Raw genomic sequence first — 19,951 nt, forward strand, 5'->3', positions numbered from 1 at the left:
CCACGATGTGAAATGTCTCGCCCCAGAGTGATGCGGACGCCAGCGGGGGCTGCCTGCCGCCGGTGTAGCGTGTCACTTTCGCGCGAAACCTTGCCGCCAGACCAATCACGCTGCACCGCGCGGGCCTCGGGCGACCACTATCTGTCCGGCATCGGCATCCGGCTGCCGCGCGACCGCTGCGCGTTCCTGCGGACGGCCCTGCCCGAACCTGAATGCCAATGCCCGAACCGCCTCGATGCCCGCACCCGATCGCTAGAGGCAGGGTGAAGGCCGGATCTAGAATATCGCGTCCGGCAAAGGAGCGCCCCGGGCAAGCCCTCCCCCCATTTGCGCCGCACCTATTCGTGCGAAGGCGCGACCTCCCCCCCAAAGGATTTCGAACACATCCGGCGCATGCCAGGTGCCGGGATCGGATCGGGGCCGGGCGGGACGGAAGGCACAAGCTCCCCTCCCTCTTTGCTTGACAGAGGCCGCTAGAATCCGGATTGTTACTAATTAGGATACATCGTTCTATTTATTGGAACGATTAGGGAGGAGACATCATTGACCATCCGTAACGAGGCCATCAGCGTCGGGCGCATTATCGCGCCTCGGTCCATCGCGCTCGTGGGCGCCACAGAAGACTATGGGAAATTTGGCGGCCGCATCCTGCACCACCTGATCGAACACGGCTACGACGGTGTCATCTACCCGATCAATCCCAAGCGCGAGACGGTTGCCGGGCTCCGCTGCTACCCGTCGATCGCCGACCTGCCGGCTGCGCCCGACATTGCCGTCGTCGCGCTTCCTGCCGGGCTTCTCGAAGCGACGATCACCGCCTGCGGCGAGGCAGGTGTCGGCGCCTGCATCGTGATCACCGCCCAGCTCGGCGAGTTCAGCGAAGCGGGCGCAGCGCTTGAAGCGCGCATCGTCGAGATCGCCCGACGCTACAAGATGCGCCTCGTGGGGCCGAATTGCATGGGCATGATCGTACCCGGTGCCAACGTCGCGCTCTCCTCCACGCCGACGCTGCGCTACGCGCAGACCATGCGGCGGGGCAATGTCGCCTTTGTCAGCCAGTCAGGTGCATTGATGGGCGCACTCTTCGTCCAGGCACATGACCATGGCGTCGGCCTCTCGGGAACGATCTCGATCGGAAACCAGGCGGACCTCGATCTGTGCGATTTCACCGAGGCCTTCCTTGAGCGCGACGACACCAGGGTGGTGTGCCTCTACATCGAGGGACTGAAATCCCCCGAGCGCTTCCGCCGGATCGCGCTGGCCGCACGCGCCGCGGGCAAGCGGCTGGTCGCGGTGAAGGCCGGCCGGACCGAGGCCGGCTCGGACATGGCCAAGTCTCACACCTCCAGCCTCGCGGGGTCCTACTCGGCCTTCGAGGCGCTGTGCCGGGACTGCGGCGTGCTGCTGGTCGACGATCCTGACAGCATGATCATCTGCGCCGGCATCCTTGCCGCGAACCCGGCAATGGGCACCGGCGGCGTGGCGACGATCTGCGCCTCGGGCGGCGGCGGCGCGATCATCGCCGACCGTTTCGCGCTCGCCGACGTGCCGGTCGCGCGCTATTCCGAGGCCACACGCCAGCGGCTCGACACCGACTACCTGCGCTCGCACCAGAACAACCCTCTGGACCTGGGCGGGCATGTCGGAGGGCTGGAGTTCCGGGTCTTCGAAAACGCGATAGAGGCGGTGCATGGGGACGCGGGCGTCGCCGCCTTCGTCTACGTGATGACGCCGCAGCCACTCATGCCGCAGACCCTCGCCAAGCTCGTCGAGATCTACCGGCGTGCCGAGAAGCCGATGGTCTTCGTGCTCAACACATCGCGCTTCGCCGAGGAGCAGCGTCAGGCGCTGCTCGACGCCGGGCTGCCCTTCGTCACACGCACCGACGACATGATCCGCGCGCTCAGACTGCTGCTCGACGACCGGGCCGCGACCGACCTGATGCGCCCGGACGCCCCGTCGCGGCTCGCCGGCCCGGCGCTGCCGAACGCCCTGCCCGAGGGCTTCCTGACCGAGCCGGTGGCCAAGGCACTGATGGAAGGGTACGGCGTCGCCGTGCCGCGCGCGCAACTGACCGTGAGCCGCGAGGAGGCAGCCATCGCCGCCCGCGCGCTTGGCTATCCGGTCGTGCTCAAGGGGGTCGTGCCGGACGTGGTCCACAAGAGCGATCTGGGCCTGGTCAAACCGGGTATCGCCGACGAGGCGGCGCTTCTCGCAGCATGGGACGAGGTCGCCAAGGCGATCGCCGCAGCCGCGCCGGGCGCCGCCCCGCGCATCGACGTGCAACAGATGATCGGCAGCGGCGTCGAGTTGATCGCAGGCATCGCCAATGAGGGCGATTTCGGCCCGCAGGTGATCATCGGCGCCGGGGGCATCCACGTCGAGCTGCTGCGGGACGTCGTGCAGCGCGCGGCGCCGGTGTCACCCGAGACGGCGCGCGAGATGCTCGAGAGCCTGCGGATATGGCCGCTGCTGAACGGTGCCCGAGGCGCGGCCCCGCTGGACGTGAACGCCGCCTGCGATGCGATCAGCCGGCTTTCGTGGATGGCCGCCGATCTCGATTGCCAGCTCGTCGACTTCGAGGTCAACCCGCTTCGCGTGACCGGAAGCGGCGCCATCGCCCTGGACGGGCGCGGCACGCTTCTCCCGGCTCAGGCCTGACGGAAACCTCCCGGCCATGCCGCCTCGATCAGGGCGGCATGGCTGCGCAGCATCTCGACATAGCGATGCAACTCGTCGTCGGACATCTTGGGCAGCGGCCCCGAGGCGGTCAGCGCCGCAACGACATCGCCCAGGCGGCCACGGACCGGAACCGCGATGCCCTTTGCGTCCTGCTTGACCTCGCCTTCCGTGGTGGCAAAGCCCTGTGCGCGCACCTTCTCCATCTCGGCGGCGAGCGCCTCGGGGGTGACGATGGTGCGTGGGGTCAGCGGCGTCAGGTTGGCCGCGGCCATCTCGAACACCGCGGGCGAGCTGAAGGCGAGCAGCACTTTGCCGGCGGACACCGCCTGCAGCGGCTCGCGCGCCCCGAGCTGTGCGAAGGTGCGCACGAAGGCGCGGCTCTCGATCCGGTCCACCACCACGCAATGAGCGCCATCCCTGACACTGAGCAGCACGTTGGCCTCGACCTTGTCTGCAAGGTCCTGAACGATCGGATGCGCAGCTGTCACCAGACCGTCCTGCGAGATCCTGCGCGCCCCGATCTGGAACGCCTTCAGCGACATCTCGTAGAGCGGGCTGCCCTCGGCCTGCCGGACATAGCCCAGTTCCTGCAAGGTCTGCAGCATGCGCAGCGCGTTGGATCGCGTCATCTCCGACCGGGCCGCGATGTCCCGCAGCCGCATCGGCTCGCGCGTGTCGGACAGGATTTCGAGCAGGCGGAACGCCTTCTCAACGGATTTGATCATGCGGCATCCCCGCTGAGGCCGGTCGGCACCACGACCCCGGCAATGTTGCGTGTCACGTCATCGCATATCGCGAGAATGCGCTGTTCCTGCAGCTCGATGAGAGCGGCGTCGAACCGCGCCCTTGGTCCGCTGATGCCGAACGCACCGATGACCTGGCCGTGGACACCGAGGACCGGGGTCGCCACCTCGAAGGTCTGTCGCAACGGATGTTCGCGCAGGACCACGCACGCCCCGTGCCGCTCCGCCCCTTCCGGCAGGTCACCGGCGGCCAGCGCAAGACCGAAGGCGGTGTCGCCCGAGGGCAGTCGATGGTTGTCGGGCATCACCGCGGCGGAGCCGGTGCGCGGCGTGGCGTTCGCGATGAACACGACGTCATCCCCCGAGGGAAGTGCGAAATGCGCGCTCTCCCCCAGCGCCGCCGAAAGCGCCTCGACGAAGGGCATGGTCGCGCGACGAAAGGGAAATTGCGCCCGCGCCACGTCGCCAAGCTGCGGGAGCTTCCAGGACGGATAGTAGCGGCGGCTCGTCGGATCGAACAGCAGATAGCCGGCAGACTGAAGCGAAGTGAGCGTGCGGTGGATATTGCTCTTGGTCAGCCCGATCTCGCGGGAGAGCTCGCTGATACTGACCGGCTCCCCGGCCATCACGACATGCTCGAGCAATGCCAAACCCTTGATCAGTGTCTTGTCCATGCAACCCCGCTTCTACGCCCGCCCAGCTTGATAGCGGAGCGGTTCGCCTCCTGTCAATGTTCCACATATTAGAACGCTATTTTATATTGAGCGACAAAATTCTTGCTGCTACGCTCGGATTCGTTCTGAGGAGGACCGGTGCGCGCCCGTGTGCCGAAAATTGGGAGGAGAGAATATGCACTCGAAACTGTTCGTTGCCGCCGTCGGCATTGCCATGACCGCGCAGGCGGCGCTTGCCGCCGACGGTTGGCCGGACCAGCCGATCACCATGATCGTGCCCTACAACCCCGGCGGCACCACCGATCTTCTTGCGCGCATGGCGGCCGATGCCATCTCGGCGGAAGTCGGGCAGCCGGTCGTGGTCGAGAACAAGCCGGGTGCAGGGGGCGTTGTCGGCGCGACCATCGCGGCGCAGGCAAAAAGCGACGGCTACACCATCTTCTTCGGCAACAACGCGACCAATGTCGTGCAGCCGCTGATCAACAAAGCCGTGCAATATGACCCGGTCGAAAGCTTCGACGGCATTGCCACCACCGCCAATGCCGCGACCTTCATCGGCGTCAACGCAGGCCTCGGGATCGACGATCTCGACGGGTTTGTCACCTACCTCAAGGACCACGCCAACACGAAATATGGCACCGCCGGCGTCGGCTCCATGGGGCAATTCACCGCCGAGTACTTCATGATGGAGACGGGCACTGACGCGACCCATATCCCCTACCAGGGATCGAACAACGCCATGGCTGCCGTGCTGTCGAACGAAGTGCAGTTCATGATCGACCCGGTGGTGCTTACCCAGGCCGGCTCTGACAAGATCAAGATCCTCGCCGCGATGATCCCCGAGCGCCACCCGAACCTTCCCGACGTGCCGACGACCTCGGAACTCGGCTATGACCTGACGCTCTCGGGCTGGTTCGGCGTCTTCGCGCCCGAAGGCACGGACCCGGACGCCATCGCGCGGATGAGCGGCGCGCTCGAGGGCATGGTCGCCTCCGAGGTGTATCAGGAACAGACGCTCAAGATGGGCCTGCTGCCGGAGTACCGCGACGCCGCGGCCACCGATGCCGTGGTCGCAGCCGACCTCGAGACCTTTGCGGCGATCCGCGATGCCAGCGGCATCTCGATCGACTGATCGCATACTTCCGGCCCCCGCAGGAGAACACCCCCATGTCCGAGCACATCCTCTACGAAGAGATCGACGGCGTCGCCGAGATCACCCTCAACCGCCCCGAGAAACGCAATGCCCTGACGGCCGAGATGTTCGAGGCCCTGCGCAGTTGCTTCCTGCGGTTCGAGGAGGGCGACGCACGCGCCGCGATCCTCAAGGCGGGCGACGACAAGGTGTTTTCCGCGGGGGCCGACCTGACCGCACCCCCCGACCAGTTCTGGAAGGGGGTGCCGGAATTCGGACTGCGCTGCGACAAGCCGATCATCGCGGCGATCAGCGGCAAGGCCATCGGCGCGGGGCTGACACTTGCGCTGATGTGCGACTTCATCGTGATGACCGAAACCGCCGAGCTGATCTACCCTGAGGCCAAGGTCGGCGTCGCCAAGGGGGCGATCACCGCCGCCGTGCGCCGCGGCCCGCTGCGGGTGGTCATGGAAATGATGCTCCTTGGCGATCCGATCTCTGCGCAGCGTGCCTACGAGACCGGCATGGCGAACCGCATCGTGCCCGAAGGCATGCATGTGTCCGAGGCCCGCGCCATGGCCCGCCAGCTCGCCGCCAATGCCCCGCTGGTCCTGCAAATGCTGAAGCGGATGTCGCTGGACGCCGCCGGCGACGTGGCGATCCAGACCTTCTACGACAGCGAGATGCGCATCGCACACGTGCTGGGCAGCGAAGATGCCGCAAATGCCCTTGCCGCCTTCAGGGCCAAGCAGAAGCCCGTCTTCGAAGGGCGCTGAGGCGGCCGGCTCATCGCAGGACATTCGCGAAGGAAAGGGGAGGTTCCGATGCGAGACACCCAACAAGGGGGCCGGCTTCGCCGCGCCCTGCAGGCTCTGACTTCCGTAAGCGGATTGGGCGGGCTCACGCTGCTGCTCTCCGCCGCGGCGGTGCTGGCCCAGGTGCAGACCTTGAGCATCGGCAGCGCCGCCGCGATGGGCCCGGGCTATTTCCCCGCGGCGCTCGCCGGGTTGCTGATCTTCTTCGGCGTGGTGCTGCTGGTCGAGAGCTGGCGGCACCCTGACCAGCGGGTCTCGCTCGGCCCGCTCCTTCCGGTGTCGCTTGTGCTGGGCAGCATCGTCGCTTTCGCCCTGACGCTCAAGTTCCTGGGCGGGGCCATTGCGGTGCTTCTCGTGGTGCTGCTCTCGGCCCTCGCCGAACCGAGGCGCAAGCTGAAGGAGCTGGTCCTGCTGGGCGTCATCGTGCTTGCGCTGGTCTGGCTGATCTTCGTGGTCGGGCTGGACCTGCAGATCGCAATGCTGCCGAAAGGTCTCCTGTCATGATCGACAACCTTCTTCTGGGCTTCCAGGTCGCGCTCAGCGCCGAAACGCTGCTCTACTGCTTCATCGGGGTCTCGATCGGCATGTTCATCGGCGTTCTGCCCGGCGTCGGCCCGCTGGCGGCGATCTCGATGCTGCTGCCGATGACCTACTACGTCTCGCCGACCAGCGCTCTGGTGATGCTCGCGGGCATCTACTACGGCGCGCAGTACGGGGGGTCGGTGGCCTCGATCCTGCTGCGACTGCCGGGCACGGCCTCCTCGGCGGTGATCTGCCTCGACGGCTACGAGATGACCAAGAAGGGCCGCGCCGGCGCGGCACTTATGCTCTCGGCGCTCGCCTCCTTCATCGGCGGCTCGATCGGCATCCTGCTGATGGCCGCCTTTTCGCCGACCCTGTCCGAAATGGCGCTGAAGTTCGGCTCGCAGGAGTACTTCATGCTGATGGCGCTCGGCCTCGTCGCCGCATCCACCTTGTCCGAGGGCTCGGCGATCCGTGGCCTCGCCATGGTGGTGGTCGGCGTGGTGCTGGGGCTCGTCGGCATCGACCTCACCTCGGGCGCGATGCGCTTCACCTACGGCAACTTCGAGCTGATGGACGGCGTCAGCCTCGTCGCCTCGGCCATGGGGCTCTTTGGCCTCGCGGAGATCCTCGCCAACATCGGCCAGGGCGAGCGCGCCACACCGAGCAGCAAGATCACCCTGCGCTCGATGATGCCGACCCGCAAGGAACTGCGCGACAGCTTCCCGGCGATCTGGCGCGGCTCGGCGATCGGCTCGTTCTTCGGCGCGCTGCCGGGAACCGGCTCGACCATCGCCTCCTTCTTCTCCTACGCCACCGAGAACCGCATCAGCCGCAACCGCGACACCATGGGCCAGGGGGCCGTCGAGGGGGTGGCCGGCCCCGAGGCCGCCAACAACTCGGCCGCCCAGACCGCCTTCATCCCCACGCTCACGCTCGGCGTGCCCGGCGACGCGGTGATGGCGCTGCTGCTGGGTGCGATGATGGTGCACGGGGTCACGCCCGGGCCGCAGATGCTGACCCAGTCGGCCGACATGTTCTGGGGGCTGGTCGCCAGCTTCTGGCTCGGAAACCTGATCCTGCTGGTGTTCAACATCCCGATGATCGGCCTCTGGGTCGCCATGCTGCGCATCCCCTACCGCCTGCTCTACCCGGCCATCGTCGTGCTGATCGTGATCGGAACCTATTCGATCCGCTACTCGATCTTCGACGTCTACCAGCTGCTGGCCTTCGGCGTCCTCGGCTTCGTGCTGCGCGTCCTGCGCTTCCCCACCGCACCGCTGGTGCTGGGCCTCGTGCTTGGGCCGCTGATGGAGGAGAACTTCCGCCGATCGATGATGCTCTCGGACGGGCAGTTCTCGACCTTCGTGACGCGCCCGATCTCCTGCGGTCTGCTGATCGTGATCGCGGCGATCCTCCTGGCGCAGATGCTGCTTGCAGTCACCGCGTGGCGCCGCGCCGACAGCGAAAAGGAAACCTCGACACCATGACCTTCCCGCACAGCCTCTCCGCGCAGCTGACCGACCTGCTCGGCGAGAGGTACACCGAAGGCCGGTCCGACCGCGACAACCATGCGGGCACGGAGGCCCATCACGACGCCATGCCGCCCGACGCCGTAGCCTATCCGGTCAACACCGAGGAAGTCGCCGCGATCCTGCGTGCCTGCCGCAACGCACGCGTGCCGGTGATTGCCCATGGCGCAGGCTCTTCGCTCGAGGGCAACGCCTCCGCGCCGCAGGGCGGGCTCTGCCTCGACATGACCCGCATGGATCGGATCGTCGCGGTGCGCCCCGAGGACATGGATTGCACCGTCGAGGCCGGGGTCACCCGCGAGGCGCTCAATACGCACCTGCGCGATACCGGGCTGTTCTTTCCGGTAGACCCCGGGGCCAATGCCACGCTGGGCGGCATGGCGGCGACCCGCGCCTCTGGCACCAACGCTGTGCACTACGGCACCATGCGCGAGAATGTGCTGAGCCTCACCGTGGTCACCGCGGAAGGCGAGATCATCCGCACCGCGCGCCGCGCCCGCAAGTCGAGCGCGGGATACGACCTGACCCATCTCTACCTCGGCTCGGAGGGGACGCTCGGCATCATCACCGAGATCAGCCTGCGCCTCTATGGCCGACCCGAGGCGACCATGGCGGCGGTTTGCACCTTTCCCGATGCGGGCTCGGCGAGCACGACGGCGGTCGAGGCCATCCAGATGGGGCTGACCCCGGCGCGGATGGAATACCTCGACGCGGGCTGCATCCGCGCGGTCAACGCCTATTCGGCGCGCGAGGATACCGAGGCCGACACGCTCTTCGTAGAGTTCATCGGATCGCCCGAAGGGCTGCGCGAGCAGGTCGCTCTGTTCGAGGAACTCGCCGCCGCCAATGGCGGCAAGGACTTCCGCTGGGCCAAGGAAGAGGAGGCGCGCAATCGCCTCTGGAGAGCGCGGCACACAGCCTATACCGCGACCGTCGCGCAGCGCCCCGGCGCGCGCGGATGGGCGACGGATGTCTGCGTGCCGCTCTCGGCGCTGCCGGCCTGCATCGACCATGCCAAGGCGCTGCTGGACGACTGCCCGGTGCCCGCCTCGATCATGGGACACGTGGGAGACGGCAATTTTCACGTGGTCTTTGCGCTGGACCCCGAGGCGACGGAAGAACGGGCGCTGCTCGCCGAGCTCAATGCCCGCATGGTGGCCGAGGCGCTGTCGCACGACGGTACCTGCACCGGAGAGCATGGCGTCGGCCTCGGAAAACAGAAATACATGGCCGACGAGCACGGCCCCGCGCTGGACATCATGCGCCGCGTCAAGGCAGCGCTCGACCCCGACAACCTGATGAACCCCGGAAAGGTTCTTCCCCTTGCACAGGAGGCCCGGAGATGACCGACCCCTTGATCGACCCCGCGGAGCTTGCCGAAATCCTCGACACCGCCGTGATCCTCGACGCGACCTACTACCTTCCGCCCGACCCCGAGCGGAGCCGCAACGACGTGGCCTCCCTGCGCATTCCCGGCGCCGTCCTCTTCGAGATCGACGAGATCGCCGACACCTCCGCGCCGCTGGCGCACATGATGCCGGATGCCGAGCGCTTCGCAGAAGCGATGGCCGAGCTTGGCATCGACGGCAGCCGCCCGGTGGTGATCTACGACCGCAGCGGGATGCATTTCTCGGCACCGAGGGTCTGGTATACACTGAGCCTCTTCGGCGTCCCGGACGTGCGCGTCCTGAATGGTGGCCTCGCAGCGTGGCAGGCGGGCGGACATGAAACCGCCTCCGGCGCCTTGCCCGAGCCCGCGCCCGTCGCACGGCGGGGCTGGACACCGGACCTGTCGCGCGTCCTCGATGGCAAGGCCATGGCCGACACCGTTGCCCGCGGCGGCACTCCGATCCTAGATGCGCGCCCCGAGGGCCGGTTCCACGGACGCGATCCCGAGCCGCGCGCGGGGCTCACCTCGGGCCACATGCCGGGCGCGAGCAGCCTGCCTTTCACCGAGCTTACCGGTCCGGACGGGCGCTTTCTCGACGCCCCGGCCCTGCGGGAGAAGATCGGGGCCGGCCCCGCGAGCGGCACCATCGTGACCTGCGGATCGGGCATGACCGCCTGCACGCTCGCGCTTGGCCTTGCGCGGATCGGGCGAGATGCCACCCTCTATGATGGCTCCTGGGCGGAGTGGGGAAGCGGGCTGCTTGGCCCGATCAACTCCTAACACCCGCCCCGCTTGCAGCGCCCGTGCGCTTGCACGGGCGCTGCACCCAATCCGGTCCCCGCGTGCGGAATTGATTTGTCCCTTGTAGTTTTTGGTCTTATATGTACCAAAAACCATAAGTGGACAAAGCCTATGTCATTGGACCATTCCGCAAGCACCGCGCCCCTTCGCGTCGCCCTGAACCATGGGAACTTCGTGTTGGTAGGTCGCGACGAAGATGGGCAGGCCAAGGGCATCAGCGTCGATCTTGCGCGCGCCTATGCGACCGCCCGCGGCCGCGAGGTCGTCTTTGTGGAATACAACCGTGCCGTCGACGTCTCTTCCTCCGCCAGCGATGACGAATGGGACGTCTGCTTCCTCGCGGTCGATCCCGAACGCGCCAAAACCATCGCCTTTACCGAGCCCTACGTGCGGATCGAGGGCAGCTATCTCGCGGGTCCGGTCTGTGAGGCAGCAGACGCAAATGCGCTCGTCGCCTCCGGTCAGCGCGTGGGCTCGGTGCGCGGGAGCGCCTATTCGCTGACGCTTCAGCGCAAGCCCGGTGCCGAGCATCTTCAGCTCTACGAAACGCTGCACCTGGCGCTTGAGGCGATGGACCGGGGCGAGGTCCGCGCCGCGGCTGGTATCCGCCAGGCCATGGAGCACGAAGCCAGCACCCGCCCCGGCAGTCGCGTGCTGACCCCGCCCTTCATGGAAATCCGCCAGGCCATGGCCATGCCGCAGGGACGCCCCGAGGCCTCGGCTGACCTGCAGGCCTTCCTGACGGAGGCGCTGCGCGACGGCACCGTCGGTGACATTCTCGAACGGCATGGCGTATCGCGCGACTGCGCGATCATCCCCAGTTGATGCCATGCCCTGCGTCCGGGCTCACCGCTCAGCGGCTGGCCCGGCGCACCAGCGGGCTTGAGGCGCCCAGCGACAGCAGCACCCGCAGCACGTGGTGCAGCCCGACAAAGGCCACTTCCCGCCCCATGGCGATCGCGATCAGCGACATTTCCGCCAACCCTCCCGGCGCATAGGCCAGCATCAGCGACAGCCGGTCTGCGCCGATCCAGCCCGACATCAGCAGCGAAGCCGCCACCGCCAGCGATATCTGCACGGCCACCACCGAGCACGCGGCCCCCGCCATGGCGGCGAGGCTGCGCAAGCTCAGTCCCAGAAAGCGCGCGCCGACGTTCATCCCGATCACCAGCTGGATCAGCGTCGAGACCGCGCCGGGAACGGCAAAGGCTGTCAGCCCCGACAGGTGCAGCGCCGCGCAGAGCACCAGCGGCACGAGGATGAGCGGCGCGGGAATTCGCGTGTGCCGATCTGCCAAGACCCCCGCAAGGATGCAGGCGGCGAACCAGCCCCAATCCGGCAGCGTCATCGGTGGGTGCTCCGGAGCCGCGGCCCGGTCGATGGTAATTCCGAAGATCAGCGTCGCGAGGATCGGGATCGTCAGGATCGACAGCGCGATCCGCAGCGTGTGCACGATGGCCACGCGGCGCTGATCCGCGCCCGCTTGCTCGCCCAGCAGGATCATCTCTGTGATGCCGCCGGGCATGGAGCAAAGCGTCGCCTCGACCCTCGAGAACCTCGCAACCCGCGACAGAAGCTGGAAATTGATCAGCCCGCCGAGCGCGATCACGATCAGCATGCAGAGCACCGAGGGCCACCATTGCGCCGCCCCGGTGATGATGGCGGGCGTGACCGATGCGCCGAGCAGCGTACCGACTGAAGCCTTGACCCAAGGCACCAGTGGCCTGGGTTGCTCGGCGGGAAGTCTCAGGAAGGCCGCGGCGATCATCGTCAGCATTGCGCCCAGAAGCCAGCCAAGAGGGATGCCGACCCAGTCCAGCCCGGCCCCCGCGGCCCCGGCGACAAGCACCGTCACCGCGGTGCGGAGCAGTCCGGAGGGCAGCGTCAAAACCGCGCCCTCCGTTCAGGTCCCGCGGCTCGGCTCATGCCGAGAGACTGTCGCCGGTCCGGCTCAGTTGTTCGGCAAGGATTTTCGGCAGCACGCCGCCGGCCCGCAGGGTCTCGATCTCCTGCTCGGTCTCCACCGCCACGCGGCCTTCGATCCGGCGGACGAGGTCGCCGCGGGTCACCACCACCTCGGTCTTCTGCCGAGGCTGAAGGCCGCCCGCCTCCACGCAGAGCGAGACCTCGTCGGCGAGCTGCAGTCCGCCCTCGCTGGGGATGAACCCGTCGGTGATCTCGATCGGCAGGATGCCCATCCCGATCAGGTTGGTGCGGTGAATGCGTTCGAAGCTACGGGCGATCACCGCGCGGACACCGAGAAGCGCCGCGCCCTTGGCGGCCCAGTCGCGGCTTGAGCCCATGCCGTAGCGCTCGCCCGCGAAGATCACCACGGGAGTGCCCTCGTCCTCGAAACGCTCGGCGGCCTCATGCAGCTTCAGCACCTCGCCCGTTTCGCCCCGCAGATGCGCCGGGGGCAGATCTGGGTTGAGATGGTTGATCGCCGAGCGGTTGGTGAAGAGCCCGCGCAGCATCACCTCCCAGTTGCCTCGATAGCTGGCGTAGACGTTGAGGTTCTTGGGGTCGCCGCCGCGCTCGATGAGCCAAGTGCCGGCGGCGCTTTCCGGGTCAATCCAGCCCGCGGGCGAGATGTGGTCGGTGGTCATGTCATCGCCGAGCACCAGCAGCGGTCGGGCCTTGAGCGCGCCGAGCGCCGTGGTGCTGGCGGCACGGGCGAATTTCGGACGGCGCAGGTTGCGCGACTCCGGATCCCAGGGGAAGCGGTTCGTGGCCGGCGCGGGCAGCGCAGCCCAGTCGCGGTTGTCGAGCGCTTCGCGGAAGTCGGCGTGAACGTCCTCGGCACGGAAAGCCCGCTCCATGGCGGACTCGATCTCCTCTGCGCGCGGCCAGAGGTCGGAGAGGTAGACCGGAGCGCCCGACGCATCATGCCCCAGCGGATCACGGGTGATGTCGGCGCGCAGGTGTCCGAGCAGCGCAAAGGCCACCACCATCGGCGGCGAGGCCAGGAAGCCAAGGTCGAGCTTGGCGTGCACCCGGCCCGGGAAATTGCGGTTGCCCGAAAGCACCGCGGCCACCGCCTTGCCCTCGGCGAGCGCGTCCTCGACCGCCTCGGGCAGCGGGCCGGAGTTGCCGATGCATGTGGTGCAGCCAAAGCCGACGATGCCGAAGCCCACGGCCTCGAGGCCGCTCAGCAGGCCCGCGCGCGCCAGATAGCTGGTGGCCGAGGGCGATCCCGGGGCCAGCGAGGTCTTGACCCAAGGCGCGGGGCTCAGGCCGCGCTCTTGTGCCTTGCAGGCCAGCAGACCGGCGGCGATCAGTAGGCGCGGGTCCGAGGTGTTTGTGCAGCTGGTGATCGCCGCGACGCCGATGCCGCCGTCCGGCAGCTCGGCGGGGCGCTCTGCCAGTGCGGGTAGATCGCGCCCCACGGCCGTCTCCACCGCCTCGCGGGCAGCGCGGGCGGGCAGACTGTCCTGCGGGCGGCGCGGACCGGCGAGCGTCGGCTCGAGCGTGCCCAGATCGAGCGCAATCTGCCGGTCGAAATGCGGCGCGGCCTCGGGGTCGAACCACAGGCCCATGGCGCGGAAAGCGGGCTCGATGGCTGCGGTCAGCGCCTCGGGACGGCCGGTGCGCTTGAGGTAGGAGACCGAGTTGGCATCGGCGGGGAAAAAGCCGGTCGTGGCGCCGTACTCGGGTGCCATGTTGGCGATCACCGCGCGGTCATCTGCGGACAGTGTCGTCACGCCCGGCCCGTAGAATTCCACATAGGCGGCGGTGACGTCGAGCACGCGCAAGCGGTGGGTCAGCTCGAGCGCGAGGTCGGTGGAGGTCACGCCCTCCGGCAGGCGGCCATCGAGCCGCACGCCGATCACCTCGGGCATCGCCAACGAGACGGTCTGGCCGAACATCACGCTTTCCGCCTCGAGCCCGCCGATCCCCCAGCCGAGCACGCCGATGCCGTTGATCATCGGCGTATGGCTGTCGGTGCCAAGCATCATGTCGGGATGGGCGCGGCCATCGGTGCCGATCTCCAGCAGCGTGGCGTATTGTTCGAGGTTGAGCGTGTGCATGATGCCGGTGCCCGGCGGGTTCACATGCACCGTCTCCATCACCTCCGAGGCCCACTTCATGAAGCTGTAGCGCTCGGCGTTGCGGGCGATCTCGTTGCGCAGGTTGACCTGCGGCGCGCCGGCGCGGGCGAAGACGTCCACCGCCAGTGAGTGATCGACCGACACTTCGACCGGCAGCGAGGGTGCCAGCACCGAAGGGTCCGCCCCCGCCTCGGCCAGCGCATCGCGCAGCCCGGCAATATCGGCCAGCGCCGGGGTGCAAGTGGTGTCATGCATCAGCAGCCGGTTGGGCCGGTACATGAGTTCGAACCCTGTGTCCTCGCCGCGCAGCTTCTGCTCGAGTGCCTGGCGCAGCTCGTCGGCATCGCCCCCGCAGCGCAGGTGGTTTTCCGCCAGCAGGCGCAGCACATGGGGCAGCCGTTCGAGCAGACCGCCAAGGATTTCGGGCAAATCGGTCACCGCCAGCGATGCGCCGGAGGTCTGGACGGAGCGGGAGGCCACCATGTCAGGGTCCTTGAATCTTGGTCCGGCCTTGCGCCGGTCGTTGGAATTGCCCGGCACTCTGGCCGGGAGGCACGGGGCGCTGCCACGCCCCGTGCTAAGTTCGGATCAGTCGCCGACGGCGATCTCGTCGCTCTCTTCGGCGATCGCCTTCTTCACCTTGCGGCCAAAGACCATCGGCGCAACGAAGCCGATGATGGCCAGAACCCAGAGAGTGATCGCGAGCGGGCTGCCGACAAGGGTCAGCCAGTCGCCGTCCGACAGGGTCATGGCGCGGCGCAGGTTCACTTCCATCTCGTTGCCGAGCAGGATGCCAAGGATGATCGGCACCAGCGGAATGTCGAGCTTGCGGAACAGCCAGCCGACGACACCGAAGAGCACCATCAGGATCAGATCGAAGGACGAGCCCGAGATGCCGTAGATGCCGACAAAGCTGACCATCGCCACCAGCGGCATCAGGATGTGCACCGGCACCAGCAGCACGCGGCTGAACAGACCCACCAGCGGGATGTTGAGGATCAGCAGCATCACGTTGGCGATGAACAGCGCCGCGATCAGGCCCCAGACCACGTCGGGGTTCTGCGAGAAGAGCAGCGGGCCGGGTGTGATGTTGAGCGAGAGCAGCACCGCGAGCAGCACGGCCGTGGTGCCCGAGCCCGGCACACCCAGCGCCAGCATCGGCACAAGCGCACCACCGGCTGCGGCGTTGTTGCCGACCTCGGGAGCCGCGACGCCGCGCGGGTCCCCCTTGCCGAAGGTCTTGCCGCTGGGATCGACGATCTGCTTTTCGACCGAGTACGACAGGAACGAGCCCAGCGAGGCCCCTGCCCCGGGCAGCACGCCCGACAGGAAGCCGATGATCGTGCTGCGCCCGAAGGTCGGGATACAGCTGCGGATCATGCTCCACGGCGCGACGATCCGGCCGATCTTGCCAATGCTCTCATCCTTGTTGGCATCGCTGCCACGGTGCTCGAGGAAGACGAAGACCTCGGAGAGCGCGAAGAGGCCCACGATGGCGATCAGGAAGTCGATGCCGTCGAAGAGGTGCACTTCGCCGAAGGTGAAGCGCTGCACGCCGGTCTGCGTGTCGACGCCGATCATCGCGATCGCAAGGCCGAAGGCGGCGGCGAAAGCGGCCTTGGCCTGGTTGGTCGACGAGATGCCGCCGAGAGTGGCAAAGGCGATGGTGAACAGCGCGAAGTATTCCGCCGGTCCAAAGAGCAGCGCGATCTTCACCAGCTGCGGCGCCAGCAGCGCGAGGCCAAAGGTCGCGGCGATGGCGCCGATGAACGACGCGATGCCCGAAAGCGACAGCGCTTCGCCCGCCATGCCCTTGCGGGCCATCGGGTAGCCGTCGAGACAGGTCATCATCGCCGGCTCGTCACCGGGGATGTTGAGCAGGATCGAGCTGATCCGCCCGCCGTACATGGCGCCGTAGTAGACCGAGGTCATCAGGATCAGCGAGGGCAGCGGCCCAAGCCCGATCGAGAAGGCGATGGGGATGAGGATCGCGACGCCGTTGGCCGGACCGAGGCCCGGAAGCGCGCCCATCATCGTTCCTAGGAAAGCGCCAAGCAGCGCAATCCCGAGGTTGGAGAAGGTGAGGGCGGCGTCGAAACCGACGCCGAGAGACGAAAGAAATTCCATGTGCTGACCTCAGATGCCGAGCGGACCCACGGCCAGCGAGAGGCCGAGCACGAGTTTGAAGACGACCCAGATGCCGATCGAGAGACCAACACCGGTCAGCACGGCACCGACGGGCGTGCCGCCAAGGCGCCAGCTCATGTAGCCGGCCGCGAGTGCGGTGCAGATCAGGAAGCCCAGCTTGGGCAGCAGGATCGCGTAGAGCAGGCAGACCGCAATGGCGAAGCCGATTTCGGCCAGCCGGTTCAGCGAGGGCCAGACCGGCTCGGGGTCGGGCCGGAAGATGAACCAGACCGAGCAGATCGCGATGATCACGCCGATGATGATGGGGAAGGTGGCGGGGCCGACAACATCGGCCATGAAGCTTTCGGGAATGATCGTGGCAGCCCAGATGTAGAAGGCAGCTAGGGCAAGCCCGATTCCCCCCATGATGCGATCGCTCATGCGGTATCCTCTCGTGGTGAGGGGCGGCCGGAGATCACTCCCCGGCCTGCCGATGATTTACTGGATGAGACCGATTTCCTTGGAGAGCGCGCGGATCTCGGCGACGTTCTCTTTCACGAATTCCTCGGCGTCGGCCCCGAAGAGGTCGAGCGGCTCGATGCCCTGATCCGCGCGGATCTTCTGGAACTCTTCCGAGGCGACCATCTTCTGGATCATCTGGTTCCAGGATTCGTAGGTCTCGTCCGAGATGCCCTTGGGCACGTAGAGACCGCGCCAGTTCGGGCCGGTCACGTCGTAGCCCTGCTCGATGGCGGTGGGGTACTGGTCGAATTGCGCAAGGCGCTCGGGCGAGAGCACCGCGACGATGCGGATGTCACCTGCCTCGACGAAGCCGCGCACTTCCGAGAAGTCGCCGGAGAAGGCGGTGATCGAGCCGCCGAGAACCTGGGTCATGGCCTCGCCGCCACCCGAGAAGGCAACGTATTTGACCTGACGCACGTCCTCGAGCTCGGCGACCTTGGCCAGCTTCAGAATCTTCAGGTGGTCATAGCCGCCGACCGCGGAGCCACCGGCAAAGGACACCGAACGCGGGTCGGCTTTCATCTTCTCGACCAGTTCGGGCAGGTCGTCGATCTCGCTGTCGGCCGCCACGGCGATCACGCCATATTCCGCGCCGAAGGAGGCGAGCCAGCGCACGTCATCCTCGTCCGCGCCGGGGAAGGCGCCCTGTGCGAGGCGGGTGGTGGTGCCGTTCGAGGCCGCGATCAGCAGCTTCTCGTCTTCGTTGCGCTTGGAGACGACGTGGGCATAGGCCACCCCGCCACCGCCGCCGGTCATGTTGGTGACCTGCATGGTGCCGTCGATCAGATCCTCGTTGCGCAGGACCTTTGCCACGGTGCGGCAGATGAAGTCCCAGCCACCACCCGGCGCGGCCGGTGCGATGCATTCGGTGTTCGAGGGCTTGTCCTGCGCGAAGGCAGGGACGGCGACAACCGCAGCCAGGATGGCTGCTCCAAAGGTACGATACACGATTGGCTCCTCCCAAAGATTGTGTGCGACTCTGTTTGGACTTTCGTGTGCTAAAATGCAATCCTTTTTCCAACGTGCCCGGATCTTGCCGATCCCGCAGTTGCCGCGCTATCTGATTTCGGTGGAGGACCCGAGCCCATGCGAACTGCCGATCTTGCCGAAAAAATCTCCGGCCGCCTGTCGATGGACATCGCGGAGGGTCACTATTCTGCGGGCGACAAGATGGGCACGCAGGCGCTCGCCGACCGCTACGGTGTCTCGCGCACGCCGGTGCGCGCCGCGCTGTCGCTGCTGACCGAACGCGGCGTGCTGGAACAAAGGCCCAACCGCGGTTTCTTCGTCAGCGAGACCATCCCCGACGGCGCGCTGGTCAGCGCCGGAAAAGATGAATTGTCTCAGGAATACCAAGCCCTGGCCGAAGACTGGATCCGGGATCGCATTCCCGAGGAGATGACGGAATTCGCCCTGCGTGAGCGCTACGGCTGGACCAAGATGCGCACCGCCGAACATCTTGCCAGGGCGCAGCGCGAGGGTTGGGCCGAGCGCAAGGACGGCTATGGCTGGCGGCTTCTGCCCGTGGCCAAGACACCCGAGGCCTTCAACCAGATCTACCGCCTGCGCATCGCTCTGGAACCGGTCGCCCTGCTTGAGCCGACCTTCAGGATCAATCACGCGCGCCTCGGCGAACTGCGCGAAGTACAGCAACGCCTGATCGAGACCGATCCGGCGGTGATGCCGAACGAGACGATTCTGGGTCACGGCGCATCCTTTCACGAAGCGCTGGTCGAGATGTCCGGCAATCCCTTCTTTCTGATCTCGCTCGAACGGGTGAATCGCATGCGGCGCCTGATGGAGTACCGCGCGCGGGTCGACCGGGCGCGGCTGCGGAACGAATGTGGCGAACACCTCGAGATCCTCTCCCTGCTCGACGAGGAGCGGGTGCCGGAGGCCTCGGAGCGGCTGCGGCGTCACCTTCAGGACGCGCATGATCGCAAGGCACCTCAGGCCCGGGCCTGGGCCGAACGCTGACAATCAGCGCCCCGATACCGCAGGCCGTGCCATGCCCCACCCCAGGGCGCAGGGATCAAGACCACGGTGCGGCGCCGCCAGACTGACAATCGCGCGCTAACCTCCGTGCCGGCCACCGCCCATCGTCCCGGGTCGCCCCAGGCCGCCGCAGAGCCCGCAATCTGACACGCCGCCTTTCTGTCGCCCGCGCGTTGGACAGCCGAAACCTCTCACCCCCAAGACGCGGCGCTGGAGGCGCGGTGAGCGAAGGGGCAACTTGCCTTCGACCATTGTCCGGCGGCTCTCAGGCAGACGGCACTGACGGGACGCGGACGCGCACCCGCCCGCTTTCGGCTAGCGACCCTCCGGCGCGGCTGGGCCGCGACACGTCGACCTCTCGCGCACCGACGGCAAGCGCCGCGCGCCTCCCGCCGCCACCCCTTGGACAAGAAAATGTTGTCCTTTCTAGCCCGTTCTTGCGTGAGAGAAGGTCCTCTCCGCCGTACCCATTTGCGGAAATCGTTTGGAAGCCGACAGAGGGAGACGGCCATGAAAATCCTCGTCCCGATCAAAAGAGTGATCGACTACAACGTGAAAGTCCGCGTGAAGGCGGATGGCACGGGTGTCGACCTCGCCAACGTGAAGATGTCGATGAACCCCTTCGACGAGATCGCCGTCGAAGAGGCCATCCGCCTCAAGGAGGCCGGCAAGGCCGAGGAAGTCATCGTCGTCTCGATCGGCGTGAAGCAGAGCCAGGAAACCCTGCGCACCGCCCTGGCCATGGGCGCTGACCGCGCCATCCTGGTGACCGCCGCCGAAGACGTGCACACCGACATCGAGCCGCTCGCCGTCGCCAAGATCCTCGCCAAGGTTGTCGAGGAAGAGGCCCCCGGCCTCGTCATCATGGGCAAGCAGGCGATCGACAACGACATGAACGCCACCGGCCAGATGCTGGCGGGCCTTCTGGGTTGGGCGCAGGCGACCTATGCCAACAAGCTCGACGTCG

Annotated in this window: 17 protein-coding genes; 10 read left to right on the forward strand and 7 right to left on the reverse strand. The window is 67.0% G+C overall.

Annotated elements, in window-relative coordinates; translation table 11 throughout:
• The first annotated feature begins 543 nt into the window (after positions 1 to 543).
• Positions 544 to 2,661, forward strand: coding sequence for an acetate--CoA ligase family protein (locus BM397_RS26245; RefSeq protein ID WP_092430426.1), 2,118 nt, complete (start codon positions 544 to 546; stop codon positions 2,659 to 2,661).
• Here BM397_RS26245 and BM397_RS26250 read toward each other — a convergent pair.
• The gene (locus BM397_RS26250; RefSeq protein ID WP_092430428.1) at positions 2,652 to 3,407 is read right to left on the reverse strand and encodes an IclR family transcriptional regulator; all 756 of its coding nucleotides are present in this window, start codon (positions 3,405 to 3,407) and stop codon (positions 2,652 to 2,654) included. The two genes, BM397_RS26245 and BM397_RS26250, sit on opposite strands and share 10 nt — an antisense overlap.
• Positions 3,404 to 4,099: an IclR family transcriptional regulator gene (locus BM397_RS26255; RefSeq protein ID WP_092430430.1), complete on the reverse strand. Its 696-nt coding sequence runs from the start codon at positions 4,097 to 4,099 to the stop codon at positions 3,404 to 3,406. Before BM397_RS26255 ends, BM397_RS26250 begins: the two co-directional genes overlap by 4 nt.
• Positions 4,100 to 4,274: 175 nt before the next feature.
• Here BM397_RS26255 and BM397_RS26260 point away from each other — a divergent pair, with 175 nt between their 5' ends.
• The 7 genes from BM397_RS26260 to BM397_RS26290 all read left to right on the forward strand — a co-directional run bounded on the left by BM397_RS26260 (position 4,275) and on the right by BM397_RS26290 (position 11,116).
• Complete coding sequence (locus tag BM397_RS26260) at positions 4,275 to 5,231, forward strand: Bug family tripartite tricarboxylate transporter substrate binding protein (protein ID WP_092430432.1); 957 nt, start codon at positions 4,275 to 4,277, stop codon at positions 5,229 to 5,231.
• A 35-nt stretch (positions 5,232 to 5,266) separates the two neighbouring features.
• Entirely contained in the window at positions 5,267 to 6,007 is a 741-nt protein-coding gene (locus tag BM397_RS26265; RefSeq protein ID WP_092430434.1) for an enoyl-CoA hydratase/isomerase family protein, read from the forward strand.
• Between the two features lie 48 nt (positions 6,008 to 6,055).
• Positions 6,056 to 6,550: a tripartite tricarboxylate transporter TctB family protein gene (locus tag BM397_RS26270; protein WP_092430436.1), complete on the forward strand. Its 495-nt coding sequence runs from the start codon at positions 6,056 to 6,058 to the stop codon at positions 6,548 to 6,550.
• Entirely contained in the window at positions 6,547 to 8,058 is a 1,512-nt protein-coding gene (locus BM397_RS26275; protein WP_092430438.1) for a tripartite tricarboxylate transporter permease, read from the forward strand. Before BM397_RS26270 ends, BM397_RS26275 begins: the two co-directional genes overlap by 4 nt.
• Entirely contained in the window at positions 8,055 to 9,446 is a 1,392-nt protein-coding gene (locus BM397_RS26280) for an FAD-binding oxidoreductase (RefSeq protein ID WP_092430440.1), read from the forward strand. The genes BM397_RS26275 and BM397_RS26280 overlap by 4 nt, the downstream gene beginning before the upstream one ends.
• A complete protein-coding gene (locus tag BM397_RS26285) occupies positions 9,443 to 10,270 on the forward strand; it encodes a sulfurtransferase (protein WP_092430442.1) in 828 nt (275 codons plus the stop codon). The genes BM397_RS26280 and BM397_RS26285 overlap by 4 nt, the downstream gene beginning before the upstream one ends.
• Before the next feature lie 198 nt (positions 10,271 to 10,468).
• Positions 10,469 to 11,116 carry a transporter substrate-binding domain-containing protein gene (locus BM397_RS26290; RefSeq protein ID WP_176806904.1) on the forward strand — a complete coding sequence of 216 codons (648 nt, stop codon included), beginning with the start codon at positions 10,469 to 10,471 and terminating at the stop codon, positions 11,114 to 11,116.
• Between the two features lie 28 nt (positions 11,117 to 11,144).
• Here BM397_RS26290 and BM397_RS26295 read toward each other — a convergent pair whose 3' ends face one another.
• The 5 genes from BM397_RS26295 to BM397_RS26315 all read right to left on the reverse strand — a co-directional run bounded on the left by BM397_RS26295 (position 11,145) and on the right by BM397_RS26315 (position 17,937).
• The gene (locus BM397_RS26295) at positions 11,145 to 12,179 is read right to left on the reverse strand and encodes an AbrB family transcriptional regulator (protein ID WP_092430446.1); all 1,035 of its coding nucleotides are present in this window, start codon (positions 12,177 to 12,179) and stop codon (positions 11,145 to 11,147) included.
• Between the two features lie 34 nt (positions 12,180 to 12,213).
• Positions 12,214 to 14,823 carry an aconitate hydratase AcnA gene (gene acnA / locus BM397_RS26300; protein WP_092430448.1) on the reverse strand — a complete coding sequence of 870 codons (2,610 nt, stop codon included), beginning with the start codon at positions 14,821 to 14,823 and terminating at the stop codon, positions 12,214 to 12,216.
• A 105-nt stretch (positions 14,824 to 14,928) separates the two neighbouring features.
• Positions 14,929 to 16,467 carry a tripartite tricarboxylate transporter permease gene (locus BM397_RS26305; protein ID WP_092430450.1) on the reverse strand — a complete coding sequence of 513 codons (1,539 nt, stop codon included), beginning with the start codon at positions 16,465 to 16,467 and terminating at the stop codon, positions 14,929 to 14,931.
• A gap of 9 nt (positions 16,468 to 16,476) precedes the next feature.
• The gene (locus BM397_RS26310) at positions 16,477 to 16,908 is read right to left on the reverse strand and encodes a tripartite tricarboxylate transporter TctB family protein (RefSeq protein WP_092430452.1); all 432 of its coding nucleotides are present in this window, start codon (positions 16,906 to 16,908) and stop codon (positions 16,477 to 16,479) included.
• A 57-nt stretch (positions 16,909 to 16,965) separates the two neighbouring features.
• Complete coding sequence (locus tag BM397_RS26315) at positions 16,966 to 17,937, reverse strand: Bug family tripartite tricarboxylate transporter substrate binding protein (RefSeq protein WP_176806906.1); 972 nt, start codon at positions 17,935 to 17,937, stop codon at positions 16,966 to 16,968.
• Between the two features lie 138 nt (positions 17,938 to 18,075).
• Between BM397_RS26315 and BM397_RS26320 the strand changes: the two genes are divergently transcribed.
• Together BM397_RS26320 and BM397_RS26325 are read left to right on the forward strand one after the other, a co-directional pair.
• Positions 18,076 to 18,966 (forward strand): GntR family transcriptional regulator, encoded by an 891-nt coding sequence (locus tag BM397_RS26320; RefSeq protein ID WP_092430456.1) that lies wholly within the window; start codon positions 18,076 to 18,078, stop codon positions 18,964 to 18,966.
• A gap of 528 nt (positions 18,967 to 19,494) precedes the next feature.
• The coding region (locus BM397_RS26325) for an electron transfer flavoprotein subunit beta/FixA family protein (protein WP_143187079.1) at positions 19,495 to 19,951 on the forward strand (457 nt) is incomplete at its 3' end.

This window comes from Alloyangia pacifica, from assembly GCF_900116195.1.
Classification (GTDB): domain Bacteria; phylum Pseudomonadota; class Alphaproteobacteria; order Rhodobacterales; family Rhodobacteraceae; genus Salipiger; species Salipiger pacificus.

Excerpts from the sequence above, each read along its gene's own strand:
- BM397_RS26280 (WP_092430440.1), top strand. The coding sequence starts at position 8,055 with ATGACCTTCCCGCACAGCCTCTCCGCGCAGCTGACCGACCTGCTCGGC.
- BM397_RS26285 (WP_092430442.1), top strand. The coding sequence starts at position 9,443 with ATGACCGACCCCTTGATCGACCCCGCGGAGCTTGCCGAAATCCTCGAC.
- BM397_RS26255 (WP_092430430.1), bottom strand. The coding sequence starts at position 4,099 with ATGGACAAGACACTGATCAAGGGTTTGGCATTGCTCGAGCATGTCGTG.
- BM397_RS26270 (WP_092430436.1), top strand. The coding sequence starts at position 6,056 with ATGCGAGACACCCAACAAGGGGGCCGGCTTCGCCGCGCCCTGCAGGCT.
- BM397_RS26260 (WP_092430432.1), top strand. The coding sequence starts at position 4,275 with ATGCACTCGAAACTGTTCGTTGCCGCCGTCGGCATTGCCATGACCGCG.
- BM397_RS26305 (WP_092430450.1), bottom strand. The coding sequence starts at position 16,467 with ATGGAATTTCTTTCGTCTCTCGGCGTCGGTTTCGACGCCGCCCTCACC.
- BM397_RS26265 (WP_092430434.1), top strand. The coding sequence starts at position 5,267 with ATGTCCGAGCACATCCTCTACGAAGAGATCGACGGCGTCGCCGAGATC.
- BM397_RS26275 (WP_092430438.1), top strand. The coding sequence starts at position 6,547 with ATGATCGACAACCTTCTTCTGGGCTTCCAGGTCGCGCTCAGCGCCGAA.
- acnA (WP_092430448.1), bottom strand. The coding sequence starts at position 14,823 with ATGGTGGCCTCCCGCTCCGTCCAGACCTCCGGCGCATCGCTGGCGGTG.
- BM397_RS26320 (WP_092430456.1), top strand. The coding sequence starts at position 18,076 with ATGCGAACTGCCGATCTTGCCGAAAAAATCTCCGGCCGCCTGTCGATG.
- BM397_RS26250 (WP_092430428.1), bottom strand. The coding sequence starts at position 3,407 with ATGATCAAATCCGTTGAGAAGGCGTTCCGCCTGCTCGAAATCCTGTCC.
- BM397_RS26310 (WP_092430452.1), bottom strand. The coding sequence starts at position 16,908 with ATGAGCGATCGCATCATGGGGGGAATCGGGCTTGCCCTAGCTGCCTTC.